Here is a 24,860-nt window from a genome sequence, read left to right on the forward strand (position 1 = left end):
TCAATTACTTCAAGTACGTGTGGTCAACGACCGGTCAGGATCTCACCGACGTAGTTGGCAACCGCGCGTACGGCCGCCATAGTCCCGGGGTAGTCCATCCGCGTCGGTCCGACGACGCCGAGGCCCCCGAGCGGATTGTCGCGGCTGCCGTAGCCGATGGACACCACGGAAGTGCTGCGCATCTCAGCGGCCTCGTTCTCCTCACCGATGCGCACCAGCACGCGACCGGGGTCGCGGGAGGCGGCGAGCAGCTTGAGCACGACGACCTGTTCCTCCAACGCCTCCAGCACCTGACGCAGCGAGCCGGGGAAGTCGGTGATGCTTCGTGTGAGGTTCGCGGTGCCACCGAGCACCAGCCGTTCCTCCGGGTGCTCCACCAGCGTCTCGATCAGCACAGTAGCGACCCGCAGCATCGGGTCGCGCAGGTTCGTCGGAACCTCGTCGGGCAGCTCGGCGACCTTGGCGCTCGCCTCGGCCAGCCGCTGCCCCGCCATCGCCTGGTTGAGCACACCGCGCAACTGGCTCGTGTGCTCCTCACTGATCACGTCACCCAGCTCGACGATCCGCTGGTCGACGCGCCCGGTGTCGGTGATCAGCACCAGCATGAGCCGCGACGGCGTGATCGGCAGCACCTCCAGGTGACGCACGGCCGCACGCGACAACGTGGGCACCTGGATCACCGCCACCTGCCGCGTGAGCTGCGCGAGCAACCGCACGCTGCGCCGCATCACGTCGTCGAGGTCGATCGCCCCGTCGAGGAAGCTGCGGATCGCCCGCTTCTCCGCCTGCGAGAGCGGCTTGACCTCGCTCAGCTTGTCGACGAAGAGCCGGTACCCCTTGTCCGTGGGCACGCGACCGGCACTGGTGTGCGGCTGGGCGATGTAACCATCGTCCTCCAACGCGGCCATGTCGTTGCGCACGGTCGCGCTCGACACACCCAGGTTGTGCCGCTCGACCAGGGCCTTCGAACCCACGGGCTCCTGGTTGGACACGTAGTCGGCGACGATGGCGCGCAGCACCTCGAACCGACGCTCATCGGCGTTCACCGCTGTTCACCTCCGTGTCCACTACGCCGAGTTTACCCAGCCGGTTTCGTGAGGGGTGCCCGCTGCGGAAGTCGTGCTCGATCCGGGCTCCTGTTTTTGTCGGTGGTGGTCGCTAGGGTCCAAACCATGAAGGAGGACAGGCGCAGGCACCTGTCAGTGGTGAGGGACGGCGATCCACCGCCGACACCGGGCAAGGCCTGCCTGGTGCACAGCGACGACGAGTGGTGGCAGGGCACGGTGACGTGGGAGGACGCCCGGCGCGACGACGGGCTGTGGTGGGGCACCGTCACCTACCGCAAGGGCGGCCAGGTGCTCATCGAGGTGCACAGCCAGCACGACCTGCGCGCCCGCTGAGGTCAGGGCAGCAGGCGTCGCACCACGGCGTCGGCCAGCAGGCGGCCGCGGTCGGTCAGCACGCAGCGGTCGTCGGACGGCTCGAGCAGCCCGTCGGCGATCGCCTGCTTCGCCTCCTCGCGGCCGGCGTCGTCGAGCACGTCCATCGGCAGGCCCGAGGCGAGGCGCAGCTCCAGCAGCACCCGCTCCACGCGCTGGTCCTCGGGCGACAGCACCTCGCGGCCTGCCGCCGGCGACGCTCCGGAGGCCAGCAGGGACGAGTAGCGGGCCGGGTGCTTCACGTTCCAGAAGCGCACCCCGCCGACGTGGCTGTGCGCGCCGGGGCCGAAGCCCCACCAGTCGGCGCCCTTCCAGTACAGGACGTTGTGGCGGCACTGGGCCTCCACGGAGGTCGCCCAGTTCGACACCTCGTACCAGCTGAAGCCGGCACCGGAAAGAACCGAGTCGACCATCTCGTAGGACGACGCCAGCACGTCGTCGTCGGGCATCGGGAGGTCGCCGCGGCGGATGCGGCGGGCGAGGCCGGTGCCGTCCTCCACGATCAACGCGTAGGCGGACACGTGGTCCACGCCCGCGTCCAGCACGGCGTCCAGCGAGGCCGCCAGGTCCGAGGGGCGCTCCCCCGGCGTGCCGTAGATCAGGTCCAGGTTCACGTGGGAGAAACCGGCGACACGAGCCTCACGAGCGGCGTCGACCGGACGGCCTGGCGTGTGTTTGCGGTCGAGCACCTGCAGCACGTGCCGGGCCGCGGACTGCATGCCGAGTGACACGCGCGTGTATCCGGCGGACCGGATGCCTTCGAAGAACTCGACGGAGGTCGACTCCGGGTTCGACTCCGTCGTCACCTCGGCGCCGGGAGCCAGGCCGAACGACGCGCGCACCGCGCCCAGCACGTCCGTCAGGCCCGCGGCACCCAGCAGGGACGGCGTTCCTCCGCCCACGAAGACGGTCGAGACAGCCGGAGCGGATCCCAGCACCGCAGCGGCCAGGTCCAGTTCGCGGCGCAGCCCCTCCAGCCACGACTCGGGTGACGCGGACGAGCCGAGCTCGCCGGGCGTGTAGGTGTTGAAGTCGCAGTAGCCGCAGCGGGTCGCGCAGAACGGCACGTGCACGTAGATGCCGAACGGGCGGGAGCCGACACCGGTCAGGGCGGACGGGGGGAGCGAACCGTCGGCGGGCGCGGGCTCGCCTTCGGGCAAAGCGGAGGGCATGACTCCCAGTGTCCACCACGCCCCCCGAACGGCGGTGCCCAGCCAGGAGACATCTCTGTCGGTGACAGAAATATCACTCTGCGAAACCGGCGAAGAATGTCAACTTCCCCTGCGAAATCCCAGCATTCGGTTGGCGGTGGACCATGCTCTGGACGCCATGCACACTGAGGTCATGCATTCGACTGGAGTCCGCCTCGTGGCCCGCCGCCACGTCGACTTCCGTCGTGTCTCCAGCGCGATGTGCCGTCGTTCGGCCTGACCGCGCGCTGATTTGTTCCCGTCGGCGCCCGGCGCGCTGACGACGCCCCCACCACAAGCACCTCCGGGCTCGCACGCGCACCGAGCGCCTCAAACCCCGGAGGATGGCGATGGTCCCGCCGCAGACGTCACCGCGCGCCAAGCAGCGTCGCGGCGAGGGGCAGTGGGCGCTCGGTTACCGAGAGCCGCTGAACCCCAACGAGCGGAGCAAGAAGGACGACAACCCGCTCAACGTCCGCACCCGCATCGAGAACATCTACGCCCACGGCGGTTTCGACTCCATCGACCCGGCTGACCTGCGCGGGCGGTTCCGCTGGTACGGGCTCTACACGCAGCGCAAGCCCGGCATCGACGGCGGCCGCACGGCCACGCTGGAACCGGAAGAGCTGGACGACGAGTTCTTCATGATGCGGGTGCGCAGCGACGGCGGCGCGTTGACCACGCAGCAGCTCAAGGTCCTCGGCGAGATCTCGCAGACGTACGCGCGCGACACCGCCGACATCACCGATCGGCAGAACATCCAGTACCACTGGATCCGGATCGAGGACGTTCCCACGATCTGGCAGCAGCTCGAGGACGTCGGCCTGACGACGATGGAGGCGTGTGGCGACAGCCCGCGCGTCATCCTCGGCTCGCCGGTCGCGGGTATCGCGACGGACGAGGTGCTCGACGGCCAGCCGGCGATCGACACGATCCTCGAGCGCTACATCGGCGACCCGCGGTTCTCCAACCTGCCGCGCAAGTTCAAGACCGCCATCTCCGGCCTTCAGGACGTCGCGCACGAGATCCACGACGTCGCGTTCGTCGGCGTGCACCACCCCGAGCACGGTCCCGGCTTCGACCTCTGGGTCGGCGGCGGCCTGTCCACGAACCCCATGCTGGGCAAGCGTCTGGGCGCCTGGGTGCCGCTGGACGAGGTGCCGGACGTGTGGGAGGCGGTCATCAGCGTCTTCCGCGACTACGGCTACCGCCGGCTGCGGCACCGCGCGCGCATCAAGTTCCTCGTCGCCGACTGGGGCCCGGAGAAGTTCCGCCAGGTCATGGAGGACGAGTACCTCAAGCGCAAGATGATCGACGGCCCGGCGCCGGAGGTGCTGAACCAGCAGCTCGACCACGTCGGCGTGCACCGGCAGAAGGACGGCCTGTTCTACGTCGGCGCCGCGCCGGTCGCGGGCCGCGTGTCCGGCTCGATCCTGGTCGAGGTCGCGAAGATCGCCGAACGGGTGGGCTCCACGCGCGTCCGGTTCACGCCGCAGCAGAAGATCATCGTGCTGGACGTGCCCGAGGCCGAGGTCCCGGCGCTCAAGAGCGACCTCGCCAAGCTGGGCCTGCAGGTCGACCCGTCGCCGTGGCGGCGCGGGATCATGGCCTGCACCGGCATCGAGTTCTGCAAGCTCGCGATCGTCGAGACCAAGGCCCGCGCCAACGACCTCGTCACCCAGCTCGAAGCCAACCTCAAGGACATCGTCGACGGCGTCACGGCGCCGATCACCGTGCACATCAACGGCTGCCCCAACTCCTGCGCCCGCATCCAGACCGCGGACATCGGGCTGAAGGGCCAGATCGTCACGGACGACCAGGGCAACCAGGTCGAGGGCTTCCAGGTGCACCTGGGCGGTGGCCTCGGCCTCGACGCCGGGTTCGGCCGCAAGCTGCGTGGTCACAAGGTCACCGCGGAGGAACTGCCCGAGTACGTCGAGCGGGTCGTGCGGAACTTCGTTGCCCAGCGCGAAGAAGACGAGCGCTTCGCGCAGTGGGTCGGCCGGGCGGAAGAAGGTTCGCTGCGATGAGCGAGCGCGCGACGCCGTTCTACTGCCCCTACTGCGGTGACGAGGACCTCCGGCCGCAGGAGGAACCCAGCTACGCGTGGCTGTGCACCGGATGCCGCCGCGTCTTCAAGGTCTCGTTCGTCGGGCTCAACCTGCCACAGGAGGTGAAGAAGTGAGCGATCTCAAGGAAGACCTCAAGATCGTCGCCGAGGCCGCGCGGGAAGAGCTGGCGAACGCCTCCGCGACCGAAGCGCTGGAGTGGGTCGCGCGGACGTTCGGCGACAGCTACATCGTGGCCTCCAACATGCAGGACGCCGTGCTGATCGACCTCGCCGCCAAGGTGAAGCCGGACTTCGACGTGCTGTTCCTGGAAACGGGTTACCACTTCCCGGAGACCATCGGCGTGCGTGACGCGGTCGGTGTCGTCTACCCGGACGTGCGGATCGTCAACGCCGCCGCCGAGCAGTCCGTCGCGGACCAGGAGGCGGAGTTCGGCCTGCTGTACCAATCGGATCCGGCCAAGTGCTGCAACCTGCGCAAGGTCGTGCCGCTGCGCCGCGAGCTCGCGAAGTACGACGCGTGGGTCACCGGAGTGCGCCGGGTGGACGCGCCGACGCGGGCGAACACGCCGATCGTGCAGTGGGACGACCGCAACGGCCTGGTGAAGATCAACCCGATCGCGCCGTGGTCGGACGACGAGTTCAACGCCTACATCCGCGAGCAGGGCATCCTCGAGAACCTGTTGGTGCAGGAGGGATATCCCTCCATCGGCTGCCTGCCGTGCACCGCGAAGCCGTTGCCGGGACAGGACGCGCGCAGCGGCCGCTGGGCCGGTCAGTCGAAGACGGAATGTGGGTTGCACGGATGACAGTCACCAGAACCGCAGGCGCACTCGACACCCTGGGGCGCCTCGAATCCGAGGCGATCCATATCTTCCGCGAGGTCGCGGGCGAGTTCGACCGACCGGTGATCCTCTTCTCCGGTGGCAAGGACTCGACGCTGCTGCTGCACCTCGCGATCAAGGCGTTCTACCCGGCGCCGGTGCCGTTCCCGTTGCTGCACGTCGACACCGGGCACAACTTCGACGAGGTCATCGAGTTCCGTGACCGCGTTGTGGCGCAACACGGTCTGCGCCTGGAGGTCGCGAAGGTCCAGGACTGGATCGACGACGGCCGCCTCGAAGAGCGTCCGGACGGCACGCGCAACCCGCTGCAGACCGTGCCGCTGCTGGACTCCATCACGCAGCACAAGTTCGACGCGGTCTTCGGCGGCGGGCGGCGCGACGAGGAACGCGCCCGCGCCAAGGAGCGGATCTTCAGCCTGCGCACGGCGTTCGGCCAGTGGGACCCGAAGCGCCAGCGCCCGGAGCTGTGGAACCTCTACAACGGCCGGCACCGCGTCGGTGAGCACGTCCGCGTGTTCCCGCTGTCCAACTGGACCGAGCTCGACGTGTGGAACTACATCGAGCGCGAGGGCATCGAGCTGCCGGACATCTACTACTCGCACCAGCGCGACGTGTTCCTGCGCGACGGCATGTGGCTCGCCGAAGGCCCGTGGGGCACGGCGCGCGACGGGGAGACGTTGCTGCGCAAGACGGTTCGCTACCGCACGGTCGGCGACGGCTCCTGCACGGGTGCCGTCGAGTCCGACGCCGCCGACATCCACGCGGTGATCGCCGAGGTCGCCGCGTCCCGGCTGACCGAGCGCGGCGCCACGCGGGCCGACGACCGGCTGTCCGAGGCCGCCATGGAAGACCGCAAGCGGGAGGGCTACTTCTAAATGAGCGACCTGTTGAGGCTGGCTACCGCGGGCAGCGTGGACGACGGAAAGTCCACGCTCGTCGGCAGGCTGCTCTACGACACCAAGTCCGTGCTCGCGGACACGCTCGACGCCGTGCACCGCGCGAGCGCCGACCGCGGTCTCGCGACGCCGGACCTGTCGCTGCTGGTCGACGGCCTGCGGTCGGAACGCGAGCAGGGCATCACGATCGACGTGGCGTACCGGTACTTCGCGACGCCCAAGCGATCGTTCGTACTCGCGGACACCCCAGGCCACGTGCAGTACACCCGCAACACGGTCACCGGCGCCTCCACCGCGCAGCTCGCCGTGCTGCTCGTCGACGCGCGCAAGGGCGTCATCGAGCAGACCCGGCGCCACGCGGCGGTTCTCGCGCTGCTCGGCGTGCCCCGGCTCGTCCTCGCGGTCAACAAGATCGACCTCGTGGACTACGACGAGGTGACGTTCTCCCGCATCGCCAAGGAGTTCACCGCGCACGCCACCGCGCTCGGCTACACCGAGGACGCGGTCGTCGAGATCCCGGTGAGCGCTCTGGCCGGTGACAACGTCGTGGAGAAGTCCGCGAACACGCCGTGGTACTCCGGCCCGACTCTGTTGGAGCACCTGGAGACCGTGCCGGTCGAGCCCGACCCGCAGGACGCGCCGTTCCGGTTCCCGGTGCAGTACGTGATCCGCCCGCGCACCGCCGAGCACCTCGACTACCGGGGCTACGCCGGACTGGTCGCGGCGGGCACGGTCAAGCCGGGCGACGAGATCGTCGTGCTGCCGTCGGGCCGCCGTTCGACCGTCACGAAGATCGACACGGCGGACGGCGAACTCGCCGAGGCGGCGGCGGGCCAGTCCGTCACGCTGCTGCTGACCGACGACATCGACATCTCGCGCGGCGACCTGATCGCCACCGCGGGCAACGCGCCGACCGTCACCGACGACTTCGAGGCCACGCTGTGCTGGCTCGCGGAGAAGTCGCTGCGGCCCGGCGCCAGGGTTCTCGTCAAGCACGGCACGCGGACCGTGCAGGCGATGGTCACCGAGCTGCGCGACCGCTTCGACGAGCAGAACCTGTCCAGTGTGGACAGCCCGGCCTCGTTGGAGCTCAACGAGATCGGCCGCGTGACCCTGCGCCTCGCGGAGCCCGTCCCGCTGGACGACTACAGCTTCAGCCGCCGCACCGGATCGTTCCTGGTGATCGACGCGAGCGACGGGAGCACGCTTGCCGCCGGGCTGGTCGGGGCGCCGCTGCCGGAGCTGGACGGTGTCGCCGACGACGCGCTTGTCGGTGCGGAAGGAACACCGTGAACCTCCGCTCCGCTGTGGTCGCGGCACTCGTGCTGCTGACCGCGGTCAGCGCGTGCAGCCGTCGCGTCACCGACGACGAGCCCGTGGCGTCGAAGGGACCCGCGACCGAGGTCCGGCTCGGGTACTTCCCGAACGTGACCCACGCCGCCGCGCTGATCGGAGTCGAGAAGGGCTTGTTCACCAAGGAGCTCGGCACCACCAAGCTCACGACGCAGGCGTTCAACGCCGGCCCGGCCGAGGTGAACGCGCTGCTGGGCGACTCGCTCGACATCGCGTACATCGGCTCGGGTCCGGCGATCAACGCCTACTCGAAGTCCAAGGGTGAGACGGTGCGGCTGATCTCGGGCGCGACCTCGGGCGGCGCGCAGCTCGTCGTGCGGCCCGGGATCGACTCGGTCGAGGACCTCAAGGGCAAGACCGTCGCCACGCCGCAGCTCGCGAACACCCAGGACGTGGCGCTGAAGAAGTACCTGGCGCAGAAGAACCTCACCGGCCAGGTGACTGTGCAGAACGTGGAGAACGCCGCGTCGCTCGACCTGTTCAAGAGGGGCGACGTCCAGGCCGCGTGGGCACCGCAGCCCTGGGCCGCGCGCCTGGTCGAGGAGGCCGGCGCGAAGGTGCTGGTCAACGAGAAGGAGCTGTGGGAGGGCGGGCAGTTCCCGACCACGGTGATCATCGTGCGGACGAGGTTCCTCCAGGAGCACCCGGAGACCGTCGAGTCGGTGCTCAAGGGCCACGTCGCCGCCACCGAGTGGGCGAAGGCGAACGCCGCCGACGCCAAGACGACCGTCAACGCCGCGCTGGAGAAGCTCACGTCGAGGAAGCTCGGCGACAGCATCCTCGACGCCGCGTGGAGCGACATCGAGCTGACCACCGACGCGCAGGCCAGGCACTTCCCGCAGCTCGCGAAGGACGCCGTGACCGCCGGTGTGGCCGGCGAGACCGCGAACGTCGCCGGGTACGCCGACTTCACGGTGCTGAACAAGGTTCTTCAGGCACAGGGCAAGCCGATCGTGCAAGCAGCCGGACTGGACCAGAAGTAGCTCTGAGGGGACACGGACATGACCGCCACGCTCGAGACCACTGCTCTGTCCACGATGGACACCGCCGTCGAACTGGCGGGCGTCCGCAAGGTGTTCGGCCACGGCAACTCCGCGGTGGTGGCACTCGACGGGGTCGACCTCAAGGTCAAGCCCGGCGAGTTCGTCTGTCTGCTCGGCGCGTCCGGCTGCGGCAAGAGCACCCTGCTGAACATCGTCGCGGGCCTCGACGGTGCGACGTCCGGTGAGTTGCGGCTCAACACGTCCCGTCCCGCCGTGATGTTCCAGGAACCCGCGCTCATGCCGTGGCTCACCGCCACCCGCAACGTCGAACTGGCGCTGCGCTTCGCCGGCGTCGGCCGCCTGGCGCGCAAGCGTCGGGCGCTGCAACTGCTCGAACTGGTGCGGCTCGGCGACGTCGCGAACAAGCGTCCGCACGAACTCTCCGGCGGCATGCGCCAGCGCGTGGCCCTGGCTCGCGCGCTGGCGTCCACCACCGTGTCCCCGGACGGCGCCCCCGCCCTGCTGCTGATGGACGAGCCCTTCGCGGCCCTCGACGCCATCACGCGCGACGTGCTGCAGGCCGAGCTGATCCGCGTGTGGGAGACCACGAACACCGCGATCATCTTCGTCACGCACGACGTCCGCGAGGCCGTCCGGCTGGGCCAGCGCGTCGTGCTGCTGTCGTCGCGCCCCGGCCGCGTGGTGCGCGAGTGGGACGTGCGGGACTCGCGCGACGGGCTGCTGGACGAGATCAACACCCACCTCCGAGAGGTCATCAGTGGCCACGCCTCCTGACACGCTCGACAAGGTCGGCGCCGGCCTGGACGCGCTGGACGTGCCCGTAGAGGCGCACAAGCCGCCGTTGTGGCGCCGCTTCCTGAAGACGGGCGTGCCACCGCTCATCGCCTTCGCACTGCTCCTGGGCGTGTGGCAGGCGCTGTGGGCCTCAGCCCTGCTGCCCGAGTTCCAACTCCCCGCGCCGGTCAACGTGTGGAACGAGCTCGTCCGCTCGATCGGCACGGGCGAGGCGTTCAGCATCCTGTGGACCTCGTTGCACCGCGCGGTGTTCGGGTTCATCGCGGCGGTGCTGATCGCGACGCCGCTGGGGTTGCTGATCGCCAAGGTGCGGGTGGTGCGCGCGGCGATCGGGTCGTTGCTGACCGGCCTGCAGTCACTTCCCTCGGTGGCCTGGGTTCCGGCGGCGATCCTGTGGTTCGGCGTCACGCCGTCCACGATCTACTTCGTCGTGCTGATGGGCTCGGTGCCGTCCATCGCCAACGGCCTGGTGTCGGGAATCGACCAGATCCCGCCCCTGCTGCCGCGCGTAGGACGGGCCCTGGGCGCCGGAAGGCTGGCTTCCGCCCGCCACATCCTGCTGCCCGCCGCCCTTCCCGGCTACCTGTCCGGCCTGAAGCAGGGCTGGGCGTTCTCGTGGCGGTCGCTGATGGCCGCGGAGATCATCGCGACGTCACCCCAGCTGGGCACCGGTCTCGGCCAGTACCTGCACAACGGGTCGTCGCTGAACGACATCAACATGGTGATCGCGGCGATCTTCCTGATCCTGTTGGTGGGCATCGGGATCGAGCTGCTGCTGTTCCGCCCGCTGGAGCGCACCGTGCTGCGGGCTCGAGGCCTGACGGGGGCACTGTGATCCCGCTCGTCGCTGTCGCACACGGCAGCCGTGACCCGCGATCGGCCGCGTCGATCCACGCGCTGCTCGACGTCGTCCGGTCGCTGCGGCCGGAACTGGACGTGCGCGGCTGCTTCCTCGACCTGTGCGCGCCCCGGCTGAGCGACGTGCTGCGCGGCCCCTCGGTCGTCGTACCTTTGTTGCTGGGCAAGGCTTATCACGCCCGAGTCGACGTGCCGGCCGCCGTCGCCGAGTCGCGGGTTCCGGCCGTGGTGACCGACGTGCTGGGACCGGACCCTCGGCTGGAGTCGGCCGCGTTGCGCCGGCTGTCCGAGGCTGGAGTCTCGTTCGGCGACAAGTCTTTGGGCGTGGTGCTCGCCGGTGCCGGTTCGTCGCACGCGCCCGCGAACGAGGCCGTGGCTCGTGTGGCCCGGCGATGGGCGCGCGAGTCGGGGTGGGCCGGGGTCGAGGCGGCGTTCGCGTCCATCGCCTCGCCGACCGTTCCGGAAGCCGTCGAACGGCTGAAGGCTCGCGGTGCCACGCGGATCGCCGTCGCGTCGTGGTTCCTGGCGCCGGGGATGCTGCCGGACAAGGTCGCCGCGCTGGCCGGTGACGCCGTGGTGGCGCGGCCGTTGGGTGACGACGTCGAGGTCGCGCAGTTGGTGGTGGACCGGTACGACGAGGCGTTGGCGCGTCAGACGGTGGCCCGCTCAGCCTGATGACGGCTGCCGGTCGAGGGCTGAAAGCGCGAAGCCCAGGCAGCGACCGTCCGGACGCGCACCTGGGCTCACTTCTTCCACCTAGCGGCAGAAGCTAGGTGGCGATGATAGCACATTTGACCCCAACCGCTGCCACCCCCGAACGAGTGGCGAAATGCCCCTTCCGGCCGCCGCCGCAAGATCGAATGAGCAGGGCCGTTCGGGCGATGTGAAGTGTGAACTGTTGACGTGAAACCTACTCATGAGTAGTCAGGTGATTACGCCGCGTGCTGGAAGTGTCCCTCGTCCACTCATCGGGGAGAGGCCATGAAGCTAGCCGGAATCGCAGCAGTCGCACTGGTGCCGATGCTGATGTTCGCCACCACCGCGTCAGCTGATCCGCAGACCATCACCTACAAGCTCCGGGCGAGCGCCGCCGGGCAGTCGTCGGACTTCACGCTCGACCAGGGTGTCGACGCCTCGGCGCCCACGAGCGTCGCGCCGAACGGGGCACTCGCCGTCACCATCGACCCCGCGCCCAACACGATCCCGTCCGAGGCCGCCGGGCGGCAGGTGCGTGAGATCAAGGGTCTCGCGCTGAAGCTGCCGGTGCCCGCCAACTCGACGTTCCAGTCGGCGTCGCTGGCCGGCGGCTCCGGGCTGGGCGGCACGCCGACGGTCGCCTTGCAGGGCACCGACGTCGTGCTGAGCGTGCCCGGTCCGATCAAGGGCGGCGCGGACTTCGAGCTGCCGACCGTCACGATCAACCTGACGGCGGGCGGCTCCGGGACGATCACCACGCAGCTGGGTGGCACCAGCTACGACGCCCCGGGCCTCACCTTCACCGCCGTCGTCGTGGTCTTCGGGTTCCCGATCGACGCGGCCGCGAAGGGTTATCCGGACCCCAACCCGGTGCTGACGACCACCACGATCGGCTGACTGGTGCCCCACCCCCTGCCGGGCATCAGGAAGTAGCAGCGACCAGTTTGGTCATGGTGTCGAGCGTCGTGCGCAGGTCTTCGAGCGAGACCTGCGCACTGACGCGGTTCGCCCACTCGTGCTGCGCGTCCCGCAGCCGCGCGATCGCCTCGTAGCCCTCGGAGGTCGGCCGGACCAGCTTCGCCCGCTGGTGTGCGGGGTTCGGCAGGTACTCCGCCAAACCTTTGTCCACCAACAGGTCCGCGATCCGCTGCACGGACTGCCGCGCCAGCCCCATCTCCCGCGCGATGCCGGAGACGGACAACGGCTCGCGCAGCACCGCGCCGAGCACCTGCCACCACGCCGCGGTCAGCCCGACCGGCTTCGTCATCACCTCGGCCGCGTCGAGGAACGCCCCATACAGGCGGAAAGTCCTCATCACGACGTCGGTCAGCACATCACCCGACTCAGTCCTGGACACTCGCCACCAGCTTCCCGAACGCCTCGGCCGTGTCGTCGCGGTTGAACTCGTACCAGGCCTGCAACGTGCGCGGCGAGTACGCCTCCAGCTCCGCCAGCACCTCGCGCGCGAACTCCAGCGCGCTCGCGCCACCGGCCGTGATCACGCCTTCGGAGCGCACCACGCGTTCGTCGCGGTACAGCGAGGCACCGCCGTAGGAACCAAGCCCCTCCAGGAAGTTCGACGTGTGCGCCACGTCGTCCAGCAAGCCTTCCTCAGCGAGCCCGACCGTCGCGCCGCAGATCGCCGCGACCGGCTTGCCCGCCTCGCGGAACCGCCGCGCGAGCTTCCCGAACGCCGCCAGCGCGCCGCTCTCCCATCCGTCACCACCCGGCAGCACGAGCATCGCCGCGTCCTCCACCGAGACGTCTTCGAGAGCGATGTCCGGCAGCATCCGCACGCCGCCGATCGTGCGGACCGGGTCCGTCGTCAGGCCGACCGTCCTGATCTCGTAGCGGCCGGGCTGCAGCTGGAACCGCTGCATGCTCACCTGCGCCGCCACATGGCCGTACTCCCAGTCCGCGAGCTGGTCGTAGAGGCCGAGATACACCGTCCGCGTTGTCATGACAGTAGGCTGTCATAAGTGACAGCATCCTGTCAACAACGCCGGGAGCTAAGGTCAGCGACATGGCAGACGAGCTGGTCCACTACGAGGTGCAGCGCGGCATCGCGACGGTCACGCTGGACTCCCCCCACAACCGCAACGCCCTGTCCGCGCAGCTACGCCGGGAGCTCCGCGAGCACCTGACGACAGCGGCGAACGACGCTCAGGTGCGCGTGGTCGTGCTGACCCACACGGGCTCCGTGTTCTGTTCCGGCATGGACCTCAAGGAGGCCGCCGGCGCGAGCGCGGGAGACCAGGGCGTCAACGAGTTCCCCGCGATCCTCGAGCAGCTCTGGACCAGCCCGAAGCCGGTCGTCGCCGCACTCAGGGGCCCGGCCCGCGCGGGTGGCGTCGGCATCGTCGCGGCGTGCGACATCGCCATCGCCGCGAACGAGGCCACGTTCGCGTTCAGCGAGGTCCGGATCGGTGTCGTGCCGGCGGTCATCTCGGTGACCGTGCTGCCCCGCCTGCTGCCCCGCCAGGCGCACGAGCTGTTCCTCACCGGCGAGACGTTCGACGCGCCCAGGGCGGTCGAGATCGGTCTGCTCAACTCCGCGGTGCCGGTCGACGGCGTGGACGCGGAGGTCCGCCGCTACACGGACATGCTCGCGCTCGGCGCACCGAACGCGCTGGCGGCCACCAAGGAGATGTTGCGGCAGGAGCGGTCCACGAACCTCGGCGAGGTCTTCGCGGACATGCTGAAGCTGTCGGCCCAGCACTTCGGCGGACCCGAGGGCCAGGAGGGCATCACGGCGTTCCGGGAGAAGCGCAAGCCCTCCTGGGTTCCCACAGAGGATTAGAACCAGCCGGTGCACTCGATGACGCCCTGCGACGAACCGCAGGCGCGCATCACCTTGCCCTCGTTCTTGAACGCCTCGGTGTACTTCGCGGTGCCCGAGTCGATCCTGGTGTACCCGAGGAACCCCTCGTGCTCGGTGCCCGAGGGGTCCTTGCGGTCGGTCCAGATCTCCTCGCCGGGAGTGCCGGAGGAGATGCGGCCCCACGCGCACTGCGACTTGTTCGACGCGCGCAGCTCGATCACGCGACCGCTCTGCATCGTCACCGGGTTGTCGCCGTCGATCGTCTCGAACGGCGTGAAAGGCTTCTCCTGCGAGCAGTCCGGGTCACCGGCCCACGCCACGGCCGGACAAAGCACTGCGACTACTGCTACGACACCGAGCGCACAGCTCAAGCGACGGAATTGCGTTCCCATGGAACCGCACTGTCCACTCCGGACGGGAAACCCGCAGCGCCTGTCACCGTTCTGTGCGAATCACGCGCAGTTTCCGGTCACCTGATTCAGCGGTCCGTTTCGCAGCGTCACGCAGCACGTCCGCAACGGAGGAGTCCAGCTCCGCGGGCACGACCAGCACGTACTCGCCCTCGGGCAACCACGAGAGATCGGTCAGGCTGTCGTACAGCGCGTCCAGGTTCTGCCCGAACCAGCCGGGGAAGTCGAGCGCCTCGGCAATGGCCGCGATCGCCGCCTTCTTCTCCGAAACGAGAATGTGCCGCTTCACTTTGTCACGTCCACGACGACGAACGTCGAATAGTGGTCGCCGGTGTAGAAGACTTCCTTTTCCGAACCGGTCACGATGCGGCGCGCACCCCGGTCCTTACTGCCCGGCGTCGGCACCGTGTACTCCTTGTAGTACCCGGAGTCCTTGGCGGGCAGCCGCTTCTCGCGGTTCTGGAACGTCACGCCGTCGTTGCGCGGGTACGGGAACGGCCCGTTGGCCTCGATCAGCTTCCAGGTGGCGCCCGCCTCTGCGGGCAGCGAGGACAACGCCTCGACGTCCAGGCCCGACGACGAGCCGGGCACGGCCAGCCGGGACGCGGACGGCTGGTTGCTCGCGGGCGGCGTCTCCGAGGAGGTGGTGTCCTTGACGAACCACCCGACAACGACCAGTGCGATGAGCCCGACCAGTGCGACGGTCAGGCGGCGACCAGGACTCACGCGGCGACCTTCTCCGGTTCGGGCTCGGCGTCAGCGACCGACGCCGGGTTCTTCGCTCCCCAGTCCGCCACGCGGTCGATCAGCCGCGCCACACCCAGGCAGAGCGGCAGCACCACGATCATCACGACGGGAAACTGCACGGCGACGGGTAGCTGGACCACCCACAGCTCGACCCCGTCCCACCACTGCACCAGCCAGTCCACCAGCTCCACCCTAGTCTCGTGACGGGTGTCACGGCATTTGGCCACGATCCAGGTGGGTATGTTGCGAACCATGTTCGCCGTTTACGCAGCAGAACCCAGTCCCGAGAACCCGCTGGCCTCGCTTCGCGTCGGCGAGCGCCCCGACCCCGAGGTGCCGGACGGGTGGGTGCGCGTCGCGGTCAGGGCGGCCAGCCTCAACATGCACGACCTGTGGACGTTGCGCGGCGTCGGCATCAAGCCCGAGCAGTTCCCGATGATCCTGGGCTGCGACGGCGCCGGCACCCTCGACGACGGCACCGAGGTGGTGCTGCACTCCGTCATCGGCGACCCGAACTGGTCCGGCGAGGAGACCCTGGACCCGAAGCGCACGCTGCTCACCGAGAAGCACCAGGGCACGTTCGCCGACCACGTGATCGTCCCCGCCCGCAACGCGCTGCCGAAGCCGGCGGACCTGACGTTCGCCGAGGCAGCCTGCATGGGCACGGCGTGGCTGACGGCGTACCGGATGCTGTTCGTGAAGTCCGGCCTGCGCCCCGGCCAGACGATGCTCGTGCAGGGTGCGTCGGGCGGTGTGTCGACCGCGCTGATCCAGCTCGGCCGCGCCGCCGGGTTCCGCGTGTGGGTCACGGGCCGGTCCGAGGAGAAGCGGGCGCTGGCCCAGTCGCTGGGCGCGCACGAGACCTTCGAGTCCGGCGCCAGGCTGCCGGAACGGGTCGACGCGGTGTTCGAGACCGTCGGCAAGGCCACCTGGTCGCACTCGATGAAGGCACTCAAGCCCGGCGGCATCGTGGTGATCTCCGGCGCGACGTCCGGCGACGCCTCCGCGGCCGAGCTCCAGCGGCTCTTCTTCCTGCAGCTGCGCGTCGTCGGCTCGACCATGGGCACGCGCGAGGAACTGGGCGACCTGCTGCGGTTCTGCGCGCTCAACGGCCTCAAGCCGCAGATCGGCGCCGAGCTGAAGTTCGAGGACGCCGAGCAGGGCTTCCGTTCGATGCTGGAGGGCGACACCGCCGGCAAGATCGTGTTCAGCAGGCCGTAAACAGCCCGAAGAGCCAAAAATCGGTCCCCTGATTGGTGGGTTCGGACAAACCGCGTGACAGTTGACGCGATTAGGTTCGCCCGGACCCACCAACCACGGGAGCTGACGGCATGACGACGCAGGGCGTGTTCCGGCGCAAGCCCATCGAACAGATCTCGGAGGAGAGAGGCGACGGGCTCACCAGAACCCTGGGCCTGTGGCAGCTCACCGCGATCGGCATCGGCGGCATCATCGGTGCGGGAATCTTCTCCCTCGCGGGCGCCGTCGCGAACAAGACGGCGGGCCCGGCCGTGCTGATCTCCTTCCTCATCGCCGGTATCGCGAGCGCGGCGGCGGCGTTCTCGTACGCGGAGTTCGCGGGCCTGATCCCCAAGGCCGGCAGTGCCTACACCTACGGCTACGCGGTGCTGGGCGAGATCGTCGGCTGGTTCATCGGCTGGGACCTGCTGCTCGAGTACACCGCGATCGTGGCGGTGGTCGCCATCGGCATCTCTGGCTACTTCACCGAACTCCTCAGCTTGCTCAACATCCAGCTGCCGCAGTGGATGCTGGGCGCGCCGGGCACCGAGACCGGTGACATCGCCGCGGGGACGTACAAGGTGAACCTGTTCGCCGTGGTGCTGTGCCTGCTGATCGCGTACGTGCTGAACATGGGCATGAAGAACGCGGCACGGTTCGAGACCACGTTGGTGTACCTGAAGGTCGCCGTGGTGCTGCTGGTGATCGGCGTCGGCGTGTTCCACATCGACACCGACAACTACAACCCGTTCTTCCCGTTCGGCATCACGGGTGCGCTCACGGGTGCGGCGACGGTGTTCTTCGCGGTGTTCGGCTACGACGCGATGTCCACGGCGGCCGAGGAGTCGAAGGACTCGCAGCGGCACATGCCGAAGGCGATCATCTACTCGCTCGCGATCTCGATGGTGCTGTACGTGCTGGCCTGTCTGGTGCTGACGGGCATGGTGAACTTCAAGGACGTCGACGCGGAGTCCGCGTTCGCCACGGCGTTCGCCGACGTCGGCCTGCCCGCGCTCGGCATCATCATCAGTGTCGGCGCGATCCTCGGTATCACGACGGTGTTGTTCACGTTCCTGCTGGGCGCGGCCCGCGTCGGCTACTCGATGAGCCGCGATGGCCTGCTGCCGCGGTGGTTCGCGAAGACGCACCCGGTGAAGCACGTGCCGTCACGCATCACGTGGGTGCTGGGCATCGCCTCCGCGGTCATCGCCGGGTTCCTGCCGATCGCGGAGGCCGCCGAGCTCACCAACATCGGCATCCTGCTGGCGTTCGTCGTGGTCTGCATCGCCGTGATCGTGTTGCGCTACAAGCAGCCCGACCTGCCGCGCACGTTCCGGACGCCGGGCATGCCGGTGGTGCCGATCATCGGCGTGATCTTCTCGCTCTGGCTGATCACGTTCCTGACGCCGGAGACCTGGCTGCGGTTCGGTATCTGGTTCCTGGTCGGTCTGGTGATCTACTTCGCCTACTCGAAGCGCCACTCGCTCATGGAGCGTGAGTCCAAGCGCTGACCTGCTGGTCGAGCACGGACAACGGCACGGGTCCGAGCCCGATCACGAGGTCGTGGAACGCCCTGACGTCGAAGCGGTCGCCCAGCCGGGCGGCCGCTTCGGCGCGTACGCGCTGGATCTCCAGCCGTCCCACCATGTACGCGAGCGCCTGTCCCGGCGACTCGATGTACCGGTCGATCTCGGCGTTGATCTCGGGTTCCGGCATGACGGTGTTCTCGCGCAGGTAGTCGACGGCCTGCTGCCGCGTCCACCCGAACGCGTGCAGGCCCGTGTCGACCACCAGCCGCCCGGCGCGCATCGCGTCGAGTCCGAGCATCCCGAGGCGTTGCTCGTCGGACGAGTACAGCCCCATCTCGTCGGCGAGCCGCTCGGTGTAGAGGCCCCAGCCCTCCAGGTACGCCTCGATGAACGCGAACCGGCGCATGGGGTGCATGTCGGTCTCGGCAGCGATCGACAGCTGGTAGTGATGGCCCGGCACGGCCTCGTGGAACGCCGTCACCTCGGACAGCGTGCGGCTGCGTTCGGTGGCGCCCAACGGGTTCAGCCAGTACGTGCCGGGACGGGAGCCGTCCAGCGGAGCGGGCTGGTAGAACGCGATCGCCGCCGTCCGCCGTTCCGCCTCGTCGACCGGACGCACCTGGCAGCCGGCCTTCGGCATGCGACCGAACCAGTTCGGCGCCTCGGCCTCGGCCCGCGCGATGGCTTCGACAGCGCTCTCGACCATCTGGTCTTCGTTGTCCCACAACAGTTCCGTGCGCAACCGGCGGAAGATCTCCGGCACGTCCGTGGTGCCCCACACCCGCGAGCCGATCTCCGCGTACTCCTCGCGCAACGAGGCGATCAGGTCCACGCCCAGCCGGTGCAGCTCCTCCGGGGTGCGGGAGGTGGTCGTGTAGTTGCGGGCCAGGTTGGCGTAGTTCCGCTCACCGTCGGGCAGCCAGCAGATGCCCGGCCTGTCGTCACCACGGCCGTCCTCGACCGACGCCAGCACGTCGCGGAACCCGGCGACGGCCGTGCGGATCTCGGTGGAGTACTCCCCTTCCCACTCCTGCGCGGGCGAGGCCAGGAAGCTGTCCATGCGCCGGGTACCGGCTTCCAGGTGCCTGCGCAACGGCCTGCGGTCGGAGTCGCGAATCCGTTGCCCCGCCTGCCCGATGTACCGCGCCATCCCGGCGCGCCGCTGCGACACGTCGAGCTGCGACGCGACCATGAGCAAGCCGTTCACCGGCGCGCTCAGCCCGGTGGCGACGGTGTGCTCGACCAGCCTGGCGTCGATCCGGTCGACGATCGCCCGGCCCTGGTGCCTGATGACGGCGAGCGTCACCGGGTCCTCGTCGCTGGTCCCGGCGCGGCGCAGGACGTCGGCGATCCGCGCCCGCAGCGCCTGTTCGCCCTCGACGCTCAGGTCCTGCAGCTTGTCGTCCCAGCCCTCCAGGCCGTACATCGTCGGCATGAACGGCGACCAGTCCATGGCTGCCTGGAACATCTCGTCGGCGAGCGACATTCAGACCCTTCCCGACCAGGCGGTGACGAGCTTTCCGAGGGTGGACAACGGTACGACGCCGTTCTCCAGCACGAGGTCGTGGAACGCCCTGATGTCGAACCGATCGCCCATCGCCGCCCTGGCCTCGGCGCGCAGCCGCAGGATCTCCAGCCGCCCCACCATGTACGCCAGCGCCTGTCCCGGCGTCTCGATGTACCGGTCGACCTCACCGTTGATCTCCGTGTCGTCCATCACGGTGTTCTCGCGCAGGTAGTCGACGGCCTGCTGGCGCGACCACCCCAGCGCGTGCAGGCCCGTGTCGACCACCAGCCGGCCCGCGCGCATCGCGTCGAGGCCGAGCATGCCGAGCCGTGCCTCGTCGGAGGAGTACAGGCCCATCTCGTCGGCCAGCCGCTCGGTGTAGAGGCCCCAGCCTTCGAGGTAGGAGTCGATGAACGCGAACTTGCGCAGGTTCGACAGCTCGGTCTCGGCGGCGATCGACAGCTGGAAGTGGTGACCGGGAGTGGCTTCGTGGAACGCCGTCACCTCGGACACCGTGCGGCTGCGTTCGGTGGCGTTCAACGGGTTCAGGAAGTACGTGCCCGGACGGGACCCGTCGAGTGCGGCGTCGAGGTAGTAGGCGAACGCGGCGCTCTCCCGGTCGACCTCGGGCACGAACCGGACCTCGCAGCGCGCTTTCGGCAGCCGCCCGAACCAGTTCGGAGCCTCGGCCTCGGCCCGCGCGACGGCCTCCACCGCACTGGCGAGCATCTCGTTCTCGTCCGCCCACAACAGCTCCGTGCGCAACCGCCGGAAGATCTCCGGCACGTCGCTGGTGCCCCACACCCGCGAGCCGATCTCCGCGTACTCCTCGCGCAACGAGGCGATCAGGTCGAGCCCGAGCCGGTGCAGCTCGTCCGGGGTGTAGGCGGCGGTCGTGTAGTCGCGGACCAGCTTGCGGTAGTTCTCCTCGCCGCCGGGCAGCCAGCAGAGACCGGCCTGCGCGTCGTCACGTCCGGGCAGGTTCAGGAGGATCTCGCGGTACCGGGCGAACTCCCCGCGCACGTCCAGTTCGCCCTCCCACTCCTGCTTCGGGGAGGCGAGGAACCGTTCGACGTGCGCCGCGCCGTTCTCCGCATGCCGGCGCAACGGCCTGCGGTCGGTGTCGGTCAGCCGCTGCCCCGCCTGCCGCAGGAAGCGCGGGACCAGGTGCCGCCGCCGCGAGAAGTCCACCTGGGAGGTGAACCTCAGCAGGGACGAGACCGGCGCGTTCAGCCCTCTCGACACGGTGTGCTCGACCAGCCGCGCGTCGATCCTGGTGATGATCGAGGTGGCCTGGTGGCGGATCACGTCCCGCGCGACCGGGTCCTCGTCACTGGAGTCGACGCGATCGAGGATGTCCACCAGCCTCGCCCGCAACGCCTGGTGGCCGTCGACGCTGAGGTCTTCGAGCCGGTCGTCCCAGCCGGGCACGCCGACCAGCGTGGCGAACAGCGGGTCGAAGTCCATCATCGCGCGGAACGTCTCATCGGAGAGCGAGGTCACGCTCTCCTTCTTAGCCGCGCTGGAAGCGCTCTGCCAGCGAATTGACCACTTCCGTCAGCTCGTCGCCGAGCCGCTGAACGATCTCCGCCGCCGGTGCGGCCGTCGCGAGCGAGTACGTCGTGCCCGCCCACAACGACATCAGCTCCAGCTCACCGGTCGCGCGCAGCGGCTTCGTGAGGTGGTGCACGTTCGGGTACGCGGCAGGGGCGTGCGGGGTGTGCTCGATCAGGAACCGGTTCACGAGCCCGCGGGCAGGCCGGCCGCTGAACGCGCGCGTGAGCGCCGTGCGCCGCCCTCCTTCGGCGAGCGCTTCCCGTTGTGCCGCAGCGGTTCCCGCCTCCGGGCAGCCGAGGAACGCGGTGCCGAGCTGCGCCGCGACCGCCCCCGCGGCCAGCACGGCGGCGACGTCGGCGCCGGTGACGAGGCCACCGGTCGCGATCACCGGCAGGTCGACGGCGCTCTGCACGAGCCTGATGGCCGCGAGGATGCCATACAGCTCACCGCCACCGGGAGAGATGCCGTCGTCGCTGAACGTGCCGCGGTGACCGCCGGCGTCCGCGCCCTGCACGCACAGGACGTCCGCACCGATCTGCTTCGCCTGCCGCGCCTCGCTCGGCGTGGTGACCGTCACGACGATCGTCGATCCGGCCGCCTTGAGCCGCTGCACGTCGTCGACGTCGGGCAGGCCGAAGGTGAACGACACCACGGGAACGCGCAGCGCGAGGACCAGTTCGAGCTTCGCCGCGTAGTTGTCGTCGTCCCAGCGCGGCTCGCCGGGCACCGCGCCGACCTTCTCCGCGTAGGACGTGACCCGTCGCACGTACGACGAGATGTCCGCCGTCGGGCGCGGGCCGGGCACGAACAGGTTGACCCCGAACGGTTTGCTCGTGAGCTCGGTGGTGCGGGTGATCTTCTCCGCGAGCTGCTCCACCGTGAGGTAGCCGGCCGCGAGGAAACCGAACCCGCCCGCCTCGTTCACCGCGGCGACCAGCTCGGGAGTGGAGGCGCCGCCTGCCATCGGCGCGGCGATGACGGGCACGGCGAGCGTGTGGAACATGAGCCCAACTTAGTGGGATGACGCGGTAGGTGCCTGGTGGAGCCGCTGTGTCCTTGGCGACCCAACGGGCACCCGCTCCGAGCGCCGTCGGCGCCGCGTCCACTGTGGACGTGACGCCGACGGGTCCATCATCTAGGGCAGGGAGTCCAGATGAGGGGCAACGGTGTTCGCGAACTGCCAGTTGTTCGAGGCGTCCCAGTTGATCGACCACGTCATGGCGCCACGGATCGACGGCCAGGTCGTGCTCGGCTTGAACGTGCCGCAGTTCGTCCCGCGGGCGAGGCAGCTGAGCGCGTTGTTGACGTTGGACGGCGACTGGTAACCGCCACCGGCACCGGACGGCGACGCGGGCAGGCCGAGGCCGACCTGGTCGGCGCGCAGGCCGCTCTGCAACTGGATGCACGCGAGCGCGGTCAGGAAGTTGACCGTGCCCTGGGCGTGGACCTGCTGGTCGCAGCCGAGCATCGTGCCGGAGTTGTAGTACTGCATGTTGACGATGGTCAGGATGTCCTTCGTGGCCAGCGCCAGCTTGAAGTACTCGGCGTTGACGTTCTGCATGTCGATCGTCTGCGGCGCCATGGTGATGACGGTGCCGCCACCGGCGTGGATGCTGCGCAGCGCCTGCTCCATGTAGGTGGCGTTGACGCCGTTCTCCAGGTCGATGTCGACGCCGTTGAAGCCGTAGGTGGAGATCAGGCCCTTGACGCTGTTGGCGAAGTTCGTCGCCGCCGTCGAGTTGCCGACGCTGATCGTGCCCTTCTCACCGCCGACGGAGATGATCACCTTCTGACCGCGGCCCTGCAGCGTCTTCACGTCGGCACGGAACTGCGCGTCGGTGTAGCCGCCGAGCTGGCTGCTCAGACCGGGGTCGAGGTTGAACGCGACCTGTCCCTGCACCGCCGTCGCGTCGGCGAACGAGACCGCGACGATGTCGTAGGTGGTGGGGACGTCCGAGAGCCGGAGAGCGCGCGCACCGTTGTAGAAGTTCTGCCAGTAGCCCGTCAGGACGTGCTTGGGCAGACCGGTGTTCGGCGGGGTCGTGGTCGTGGTGGTGGTCGTCGTAGTGGTGGTGGTGGTGGTCGTGGTCGACGTCGTGGTGCTCGTGGTCGTCGGCGGCGTGCCGGGACCGTCGAGGCTCACGTCGTCGGCGTAGTACGCGGGCTGGCCGTACCAGCCGTGCAGGTAGATCGTGACACTGCCGGCACTGCCGCTGTTGAAGTCGACCGTGAGCTGGGAGAAGCCGCTCGTACCCGGCGTCCAGGTGTTCTTCTCCACGCCGCCGGTGACACCGAGGTAGACGTAGCTGCCCTGCACCCACGCACTCAGCTTGTAGGCCGTGTTCGGTTGCACCGTCACGGTTTGCTGGCACCGCGAGTTGCTCTGCCCCACCGGTGCGCCCTGGAGGGCGTACGTGCCGGTGCGCTTCGTGCTGTTGTTGACGCTCGTGCCCTCGGTGCAGGTCCAACCGCTGAGGTTGCCGGCCTCGAAGCCGCTGTTGGCCGCGAGGTTCGCGGCGGCGGCGCTGCCGTTGATCACCAACACCAGACCGGCGCAAGCGAACAGCGCGGACAGCAGCGCTATAGCTGCTCGTCTGGTCTTGGACATGGTCCACCTCCACACATCATGCGGCGACCATGTTGTGAGTTGGACTAAAAATGGACTAGACCACTACGCCGGGTCAAGCCCTGGTTTAGCTTGATGCGCGTGTTCATCCTCGAAGACGCCATCGCGATCGCCACCGCGGCCCACGACGGCCAGGTCGACAAGTCGGGCCGGCCGTACATCGGGCATCCGTTGCGGGTGATGGCCTCCGTGACGGGCGAGCACGAACGGATGGCGGCCGTCCTGCACGACGTCATCGAGGACACGCCGGTGACGGCCGCCGATCTCCTCGAACGGGGCTGCCCCGCGGTCGTGGTCGACGCGGTCGTGGCCCTGTCGCACCTCCCGGACGAACCACAGGAGGACTACCTGCGCCGCGTGGCCGCGAACCCGTTGGCACTCACGGTGAAGCGGGCGGACATCGGCGACAACCTCTCCCCCACCCGCATGGCCCGCCTGGACGCGGCCACGCAGGACCGCCTGAAGCTCAAGTACGCGCGGGCGCTGAGGTTGCTCGACCAGTACGTGAGCTAACTCGCCTTCTTCATCGGTACAGACCTCGTGAACAGGGTGTATTATCGAATCGTAACCAAGATTGGAAGGATCAGATGACCCGCCACGACCTGTCCGTGAAGTCCCTGCGCTCGAGCCTGGCCTCCCGCCGTGACGCTCGACTGAAGCGTCAGAGCCTGGAGCGGCAGTTGGCCAGCTACACCACCGAGAGCGACCGACTCGAACTGGACGCCATCCTGTCGCGCCACAGCGCGGAGGAGACCGGCGAACTGCGTTCGATCATCAACCGCCAGGCGATGGACCGCCTCCTGCGCTCCGCCTGACGAATCCCCTTGGGCCACCCCGGCAACGCTGCCGAGGGTGGCCTTCGCGTTTCCAGGGCTTGACAGAAGCGGAAAACAAGGCTAACGTTATATTTGTCAGGTGTGGGAGATCGAACTGCATCCAGAGGTCGACGGCTGGCTGCTTGACTTGGCTCGGACGGACCCGATGTCCGCGGACCTGGTCGAGTGCGCCATCGACCTTCTGGCGGAGCGAGGCCCGCAACTGGGGCGACCGCTCGTGGATCGCGTCAAAGGATCGCGATACCACAACATGAAAGAGCTCAGGCCGGGCTCAGCGGGAACGAGTGAAGTGCGGATCTTGTTCGTCTTCGATCCGGCACGATGCGCCGTTCTCCTGGTGGCGGGCGACAAAGCAGGCAGCTGGAACAGCTGGTACAACTCGAACATCCCGCTGGCAGAGCAACGATACGACGAGCATCTCGCGATCGCGGAGAAGAGGTGACG

The 24,860-nt window shown here is 68.8% G+C and carries 29 protein-coding genes; 17 read left to right on the forward strand and 12 right to left on the reverse strand.

Features of this window, described 5'->3' with window-relative positions:
• Nucleotides 1–23: 23 nt before the first annotated feature.
• Complete coding sequence (hrcA, locus tag ACRSBM_RS31085) at nucleotides 24–1,046, reverse strand: heat-inducible transcriptional repressor HrcA (RefSeq protein WP_434448771.1); 1,023 nt, start codon at nucleotides 1,044–1,046, stop codon at nucleotides 24–26.
• Nucleotides 1,047–1,172: 126 nt separating this feature from the next.
• On the opposite strand from hrcA, the gene ACRSBM_RS31090 reads away from it, so the two are divergent.
• Entirely contained in the window at nucleotides 1,173–1,400 is a 228-nt protein-coding gene (locus ACRSBM_RS31090) for a hypothetical protein (protein ID WP_434448773.1), read from the forward strand.
• 2 nt (nucleotides 1,401–1,402) lie between these two features.
• Here ACRSBM_RS31090 and hemW read toward each other — a convergent pair whose 3' ends face one another.
• The gene (gene hemW / locus ACRSBM_RS31095) at nucleotides 1,403–2,611 is read right to left on the reverse strand and encodes a radical SAM family heme chaperone HemW (protein ID WP_434448775.1); all 1,209 of its coding nucleotides are present in this window, start codon (nucleotides 2,609–2,611) and stop codon (nucleotides 1,403–1,405) included.
• 368 nt (nucleotides 2,612–2,979) lie between these two features.
• Here hemW and ACRSBM_RS31100 point away from each other — a divergent pair, with 368 nt between their 5' ends.
• From ACRSBM_RS31100 to ACRSBM_RS31145, 10 genes are all read left to right on the forward strand, one after another.
• Complete coding sequence (locus tag ACRSBM_RS31100) at nucleotides 2,980–4,659, forward strand: nitrite/sulfite reductase (RefSeq protein WP_434448776.1); 1,680 nt, start codon at nucleotides 2,980–2,982, stop codon at nucleotides 4,657–4,659.
• Nucleotides 4,656–4,814, forward strand: coding sequence for a hypothetical protein (locus tag ACRSBM_RS31105; RefSeq protein ID WP_030472080.1), 159 nt, complete (start codon nucleotides 4,656–4,658; stop codon nucleotides 4,812–4,814). The genes ACRSBM_RS31100 and ACRSBM_RS31105 overlap by 4 nt, the downstream gene beginning before the upstream one ends.
• Entirely contained in the window at nucleotides 4,811–5,506 is a 696-nt protein-coding gene (locus ACRSBM_RS31110) for a phosphoadenylyl-sulfate reductase (protein ID WP_434448778.1), read from the forward strand. Before ACRSBM_RS31105 ends, ACRSBM_RS31110 begins: the two co-directional genes overlap by 4 nt.
• Nucleotides 5,503–6,417 carry a sulfate adenylyltransferase subunit CysD gene (gene cysD / locus ACRSBM_RS31115; protein ID WP_434448780.1) on the forward strand — a complete coding sequence of 305 codons (915 nt, stop codon included), beginning with the start codon at nucleotides 5,503–5,505 and terminating at the stop codon, nucleotides 6,415–6,417. The genes ACRSBM_RS31110 and cysD overlap by 4 nt, the downstream gene beginning before the upstream one ends.
• A complete protein-coding gene (locus ACRSBM_RS31120) occupies nucleotides 6,418–7,731 on the forward strand; it encodes a sulfate adenylyltransferase subunit 1 (RefSeq protein ID WP_434448782.1) in 1,314 nt (437 codons plus the stop codon).
• The gene (locus ACRSBM_RS31125) at nucleotides 7,728–8,774 is read left to right on the forward strand and encodes an ABC transporter substrate-binding protein (protein WP_434448784.1); all 1,047 of its coding nucleotides are present in this window, start codon (nucleotides 7,728–7,730) and stop codon (nucleotides 8,772–8,774) included. Before ACRSBM_RS31120 ends, ACRSBM_RS31125 begins: the two co-directional genes overlap by 4 nt.
• 18 nt (nucleotides 8,775–8,792) lie before the next feature.
• On the forward strand, nucleotides 8,793–9,569 hold the full coding sequence (locus ACRSBM_RS31130; protein ID WP_434448786.1) for an ABC transporter ATP-binding protein: 777 nt from the start codon (nucleotides 8,793–8,795) through the stop codon (nucleotides 9,567–9,569).
• Complete coding sequence (locus ACRSBM_RS31135) at nucleotides 9,553–10,425, forward strand: ABC transporter permease (RefSeq protein WP_434448788.1); 873 nt, start codon at nucleotides 9,553–9,555, stop codon at nucleotides 10,423–10,425. Before ACRSBM_RS31130 ends, ACRSBM_RS31135 begins: the two co-directional genes overlap by 17 nt.
• Nucleotides 10,422–11,123 (forward strand): sirohydrochlorin chelatase, encoded by a 702-nt coding sequence (locus ACRSBM_RS31140; protein ID WP_434448790.1) that lies wholly within the window; start codon nucleotides 10,422–10,424, stop codon nucleotides 11,121–11,123. The genes ACRSBM_RS31135 and ACRSBM_RS31140 overlap by 4 nt, the downstream gene beginning before the upstream one ends.
• 306 nt (nucleotides 11,124–11,429) lie before the next feature.
• Entirely contained in the window at nucleotides 11,430–12,041 is a 612-nt protein-coding gene (locus tag ACRSBM_RS31145; protein WP_434448792.1) for a cyclase, read from the forward strand.
• 25 nt (nucleotides 12,042–12,066) lie between these two features.
• On the opposite strand, the gene ACRSBM_RS31150 is transcribed toward ACRSBM_RS31145, so the two are convergent.
• Both ACRSBM_RS31150 and ACRSBM_RS31155 read right to left on the reverse strand, forming a co-directional pair.
• Complete coding sequence (locus ACRSBM_RS31150; protein WP_434448794.1) at nucleotides 12,067–12,501, reverse strand: MarR family winged helix-turn-helix transcriptional regulator; 435 nt, start codon at nucleotides 12,499–12,501, stop codon at nucleotides 12,067–12,069.
• Nucleotides 12,488–13,105 carry a DJ-1/PfpI family protein gene (locus tag ACRSBM_RS31155; RefSeq protein ID WP_434448796.1) on the reverse strand — a complete coding sequence of 206 codons (618 nt, stop codon included), beginning with the start codon at nucleotides 13,103–13,105 and terminating at the stop codon, nucleotides 12,488–12,490. Before ACRSBM_RS31155 ends, ACRSBM_RS31150 begins: the two co-directional genes overlap by 14 nt.
• A 62-nt stretch (nucleotides 13,106–13,167) precedes the next feature.
• Between ACRSBM_RS31155 and ACRSBM_RS31160 the strand changes: the two genes are divergently transcribed.
• The gene (locus tag ACRSBM_RS31160; RefSeq protein ID WP_434448798.1) at nucleotides 13,168–13,944 is read left to right on the forward strand and encodes an enoyl-CoA hydratase-related protein; all 777 of its coding nucleotides are present in this window, start codon (nucleotides 13,168–13,170) and stop codon (nucleotides 13,942–13,944) included.
• Here the strand turns inward: ACRSBM_RS31160 and ACRSBM_RS31165 are convergent.
• From ACRSBM_RS31165 to ACRSBM_RS31180, 4 genes are all read right to left on the reverse strand, one after another.
• Nucleotides 13,941–14,285 (reverse strand): hypothetical protein, encoded by a 345-nt coding sequence (locus ACRSBM_RS31165; protein WP_434448800.1) that lies wholly within the window; start codon nucleotides 14,283–14,285, stop codon nucleotides 13,941–13,943. The genes ACRSBM_RS31160 and ACRSBM_RS31165 overlap by 4 nt on opposite strands.
• A gap of 115 nt (nucleotides 14,286–14,400) precedes the next feature.
• Nucleotides 14,401–14,664, reverse strand: a complete 264-nt coding sequence (locus ACRSBM_RS31170; RefSeq protein WP_434448802.1) for a barstar family protein — start codon at nucleotides 14,662–14,664, stop codon at nucleotides 14,401–14,403.
• Nucleotides 14,661–15,101, reverse strand: coding sequence for a ribonuclease domain-containing protein (locus ACRSBM_RS31175; protein WP_434448803.1), 441 nt, complete (start codon nucleotides 15,099–15,101; stop codon nucleotides 14,661–14,663). The genes ACRSBM_RS31170 and ACRSBM_RS31175 overlap by 4 nt, the downstream gene beginning before the upstream one ends.
• On the reverse strand, nucleotides 15,098–15,304 hold the full coding sequence (locus tag ACRSBM_RS31180) for a hypothetical protein (RefSeq protein ID WP_434448805.1): 207 nt from the start codon (nucleotides 15,302–15,304) through the stop codon (nucleotides 15,098–15,100). The genes ACRSBM_RS31175 and ACRSBM_RS31180 overlap by 4 nt, the downstream gene beginning before the upstream one ends.
• Before the next feature lie 70 nt (nucleotides 15,305–15,374).
• Between ACRSBM_RS31180 and ACRSBM_RS31185 the strand changes: the two genes are divergently transcribed.
• Together ACRSBM_RS31185 and ACRSBM_RS31190 are read left to right on the forward strand one after the other, a co-directional pair.
• Entirely contained in the window at nucleotides 15,375–16,343 is a 969-nt protein-coding gene (locus ACRSBM_RS31185; protein ID WP_434448807.1) for a quinone oxidoreductase family protein, read from the forward strand.
• Nucleotides 16,344–16,453: 110 nt separating this feature from the next.
• The gene (locus ACRSBM_RS31190) at nucleotides 16,454–17,872 is read left to right on the forward strand and encodes an amino acid permease (protein WP_434448809.1); all 1,419 of its coding nucleotides are present in this window, start codon (nucleotides 16,454–16,456) and stop codon (nucleotides 17,870–17,872) included.
• Here ACRSBM_RS31190 and ACRSBM_RS31195 read toward each other — a convergent pair.
• The 4 genes from ACRSBM_RS31195 to ACRSBM_RS31210 form a co-directional block, all read right to left on the reverse strand.
• Entirely contained in the window at nucleotides 17,847–19,376 is a 1,530-nt protein-coding gene (locus ACRSBM_RS31195) for a DUF885 domain-containing protein (protein WP_434448811.1), read from the reverse strand. The two genes, ACRSBM_RS31190 and ACRSBM_RS31195, sit on opposite strands and share 26 nt — an antisense overlap.
• The gene (locus tag ACRSBM_RS31200; protein ID WP_434448813.1) at nucleotides 19,377–20,900 is read right to left on the reverse strand and encodes a DUF885 domain-containing protein; all 1,524 of its coding nucleotides are present in this window, start codon (nucleotides 20,898–20,900) and stop codon (nucleotides 19,377–19,379) included.
• A 10-nt stretch (nucleotides 20,901–20,910) separates the two neighbouring features.
• A complete protein-coding gene (locus ACRSBM_RS31205; RefSeq protein ID WP_434448815.1) occupies nucleotides 20,911–21,957 on the reverse strand; it encodes a nitronate monooxygenase in 1,047 nt (348 codons plus the stop codon).
• Between the two features lie 132 nt (nucleotides 21,958–22,089).
• Nucleotides 22,090–23,562 carry a chitinase gene (locus ACRSBM_RS31210; RefSeq protein ID WP_434448817.1) on the reverse strand — a complete coding sequence of 491 codons (1,473 nt, stop codon included), beginning with the start codon at nucleotides 23,560–23,562 and terminating at the stop codon, nucleotides 22,090–22,092.
• A gap of 99 nt (nucleotides 23,563–23,661) precedes the next feature.
• Here ACRSBM_RS31210 and ACRSBM_RS31215 point away from each other — a divergent pair, with 99 nt between their 5' ends.
• From ACRSBM_RS31215 to ACRSBM_RS31225, 3 genes are all read left to right on the forward strand, one after another.
• Nucleotides 23,662–24,093, forward strand: a complete 432-nt coding sequence (locus tag ACRSBM_RS31215) for an HD domain-containing protein (protein WP_434448819.1) — start codon at nucleotides 23,662–23,664, stop codon at nucleotides 24,091–24,093.
• Between the two features lie 74 nt (nucleotides 24,094–24,167).
• Entirely contained in the window at nucleotides 24,168–24,395 is a 228-nt protein-coding gene (locus tag ACRSBM_RS31220; RefSeq protein ID WP_434448821.1) for a hypothetical protein, read from the forward strand.
• Between the two features lie 100 nt (nucleotides 24,396–24,495).
• The gene (locus ACRSBM_RS31225; RefSeq protein ID WP_434448823.1) at nucleotides 24,496–24,858 is read left to right on the forward strand and encodes a type II toxin-antitoxin system RelE/ParE family toxin; all 363 of its coding nucleotides are present in this window, start codon (nucleotides 24,496–24,498) and stop codon (nucleotides 24,856–24,858) included.
• Nucleotides 24,859–24,860: the final 2 nt, after the last annotated feature.

Source organism: Lentzea xerophila (genome assembly GCF_051094245.1).
GTDB classification, from domain to species: Bacteria; Actinomycetota; Actinomycetes; order Mycobacteriales; family Pseudonocardiaceae; genus Lentzea; species Lentzea xerophila.

What these genes read in the sequence shown, in the direction of transcription:
- ACRSBM_RS31090 (WP_434448773.1), top strand. Translation starts at nt 1,173, where the DNA reads ATGAAGGAGGACAGGCGCAGGCACCTGTCAGTGGTGAGGGACGGCGAT.
- hemW (WP_434448775.1), bottom strand. Translation starts at nt 2,611, where the DNA reads ATGCCCTCCGCTTTGCCCGAAGGCGAGCCCGCGCCCGCCGACGGTTCG.
- ACRSBM_RS31100 (WP_434448776.1), top strand. Translation starts at nt 2,980, where the DNA reads ATGGTCCCGCCGCAGACGTCACCGCGCGCCAAGCAGCGTCGCGGCGAG.
- ACRSBM_RS31105 (WP_030472080.1), top strand. Translation starts at nt 4,656, where the DNA reads ATGAGCGAGCGCGCGACGCCGTTCTACTGCCCCTACTGCGGTGACGAG.
- cysD (WP_434448780.1), top strand. Translation starts at nt 5,503, where the DNA reads ATGACAGTCACCAGAACCGCAGGCGCACTCGACACCCTGGGGCGCCTC.
- ACRSBM_RS31120 (WP_434448782.1), top strand. Translation starts at nt 6,418, where the DNA reads ATGAGCGACCTGTTGAGGCTGGCTACCGCGGGCAGCGTGGACGACGGA.
- ACRSBM_RS31130 (WP_434448786.1), top strand. Translation starts at nt 8,793, where the DNA reads ATGACCGCCACGCTCGAGACCACTGCTCTGTCCACGATGGACACCGCC.
- ACRSBM_RS31145 (WP_434448792.1), top strand. Translation starts at nt 11,430, where the DNA reads ATGAAGCTAGCCGGAATCGCAGCAGTCGCACTGGTGCCGATGCTGATG.
- ACRSBM_RS31155 (WP_434448796.1), bottom strand. Translation starts at nt 13,105, where the DNA reads ATGACAACGCGGACGGTGTATCTCGGCCTCTACGACCAGCTCGCGGAC.
- ACRSBM_RS31160 (WP_434448798.1), top strand. Translation starts at nt 13,168, where the DNA reads ATGGCAGACGAGCTGGTCCACTACGAGGTGCAGCGCGGCATCGCGACG.
- ACRSBM_RS31185 (WP_434448807.1), top strand. Translation starts at nt 15,375, where the DNA reads ATGTTCGCCGTTTACGCAGCAGAACCCAGTCCCGAGAACCCGCTGGCC.
- ACRSBM_RS31190 (WP_434448809.1), top strand. Translation starts at nt 16,454, where the DNA reads ATGACGACGCAGGGCGTGTTCCGGCGCAAGCCCATCGAACAGATCTCG.
- ACRSBM_RS31195 (WP_434448811.1), bottom strand. Translation starts at nt 19,376, where the DNA reads ATGTCGCTCGCCGACGAGATGTTCCAGGCAGCCATGGACTGGTCGCCG.
- ACRSBM_RS31205 (WP_434448815.1), bottom strand. Translation starts at nt 21,957, where the DNA reads ATGTTCCACACGCTCGCCGTGCCCGTCATCGCCGCGCCGATGGCAGGC.
- ACRSBM_RS31210 (WP_434448817.1), bottom strand. Translation starts at nt 23,562, where the DNA reads ATGTCCAAGACCAGACGAGCAGCTATAGCGCTGCTGTCCGCGCTGTTC.
- ACRSBM_RS31220 (WP_434448821.1), top strand. Translation starts at nt 24,168, where the DNA reads ATGACCCGCCACGACCTGTCCGTGAAGTCCCTGCGCTCGAGCCTGGCC.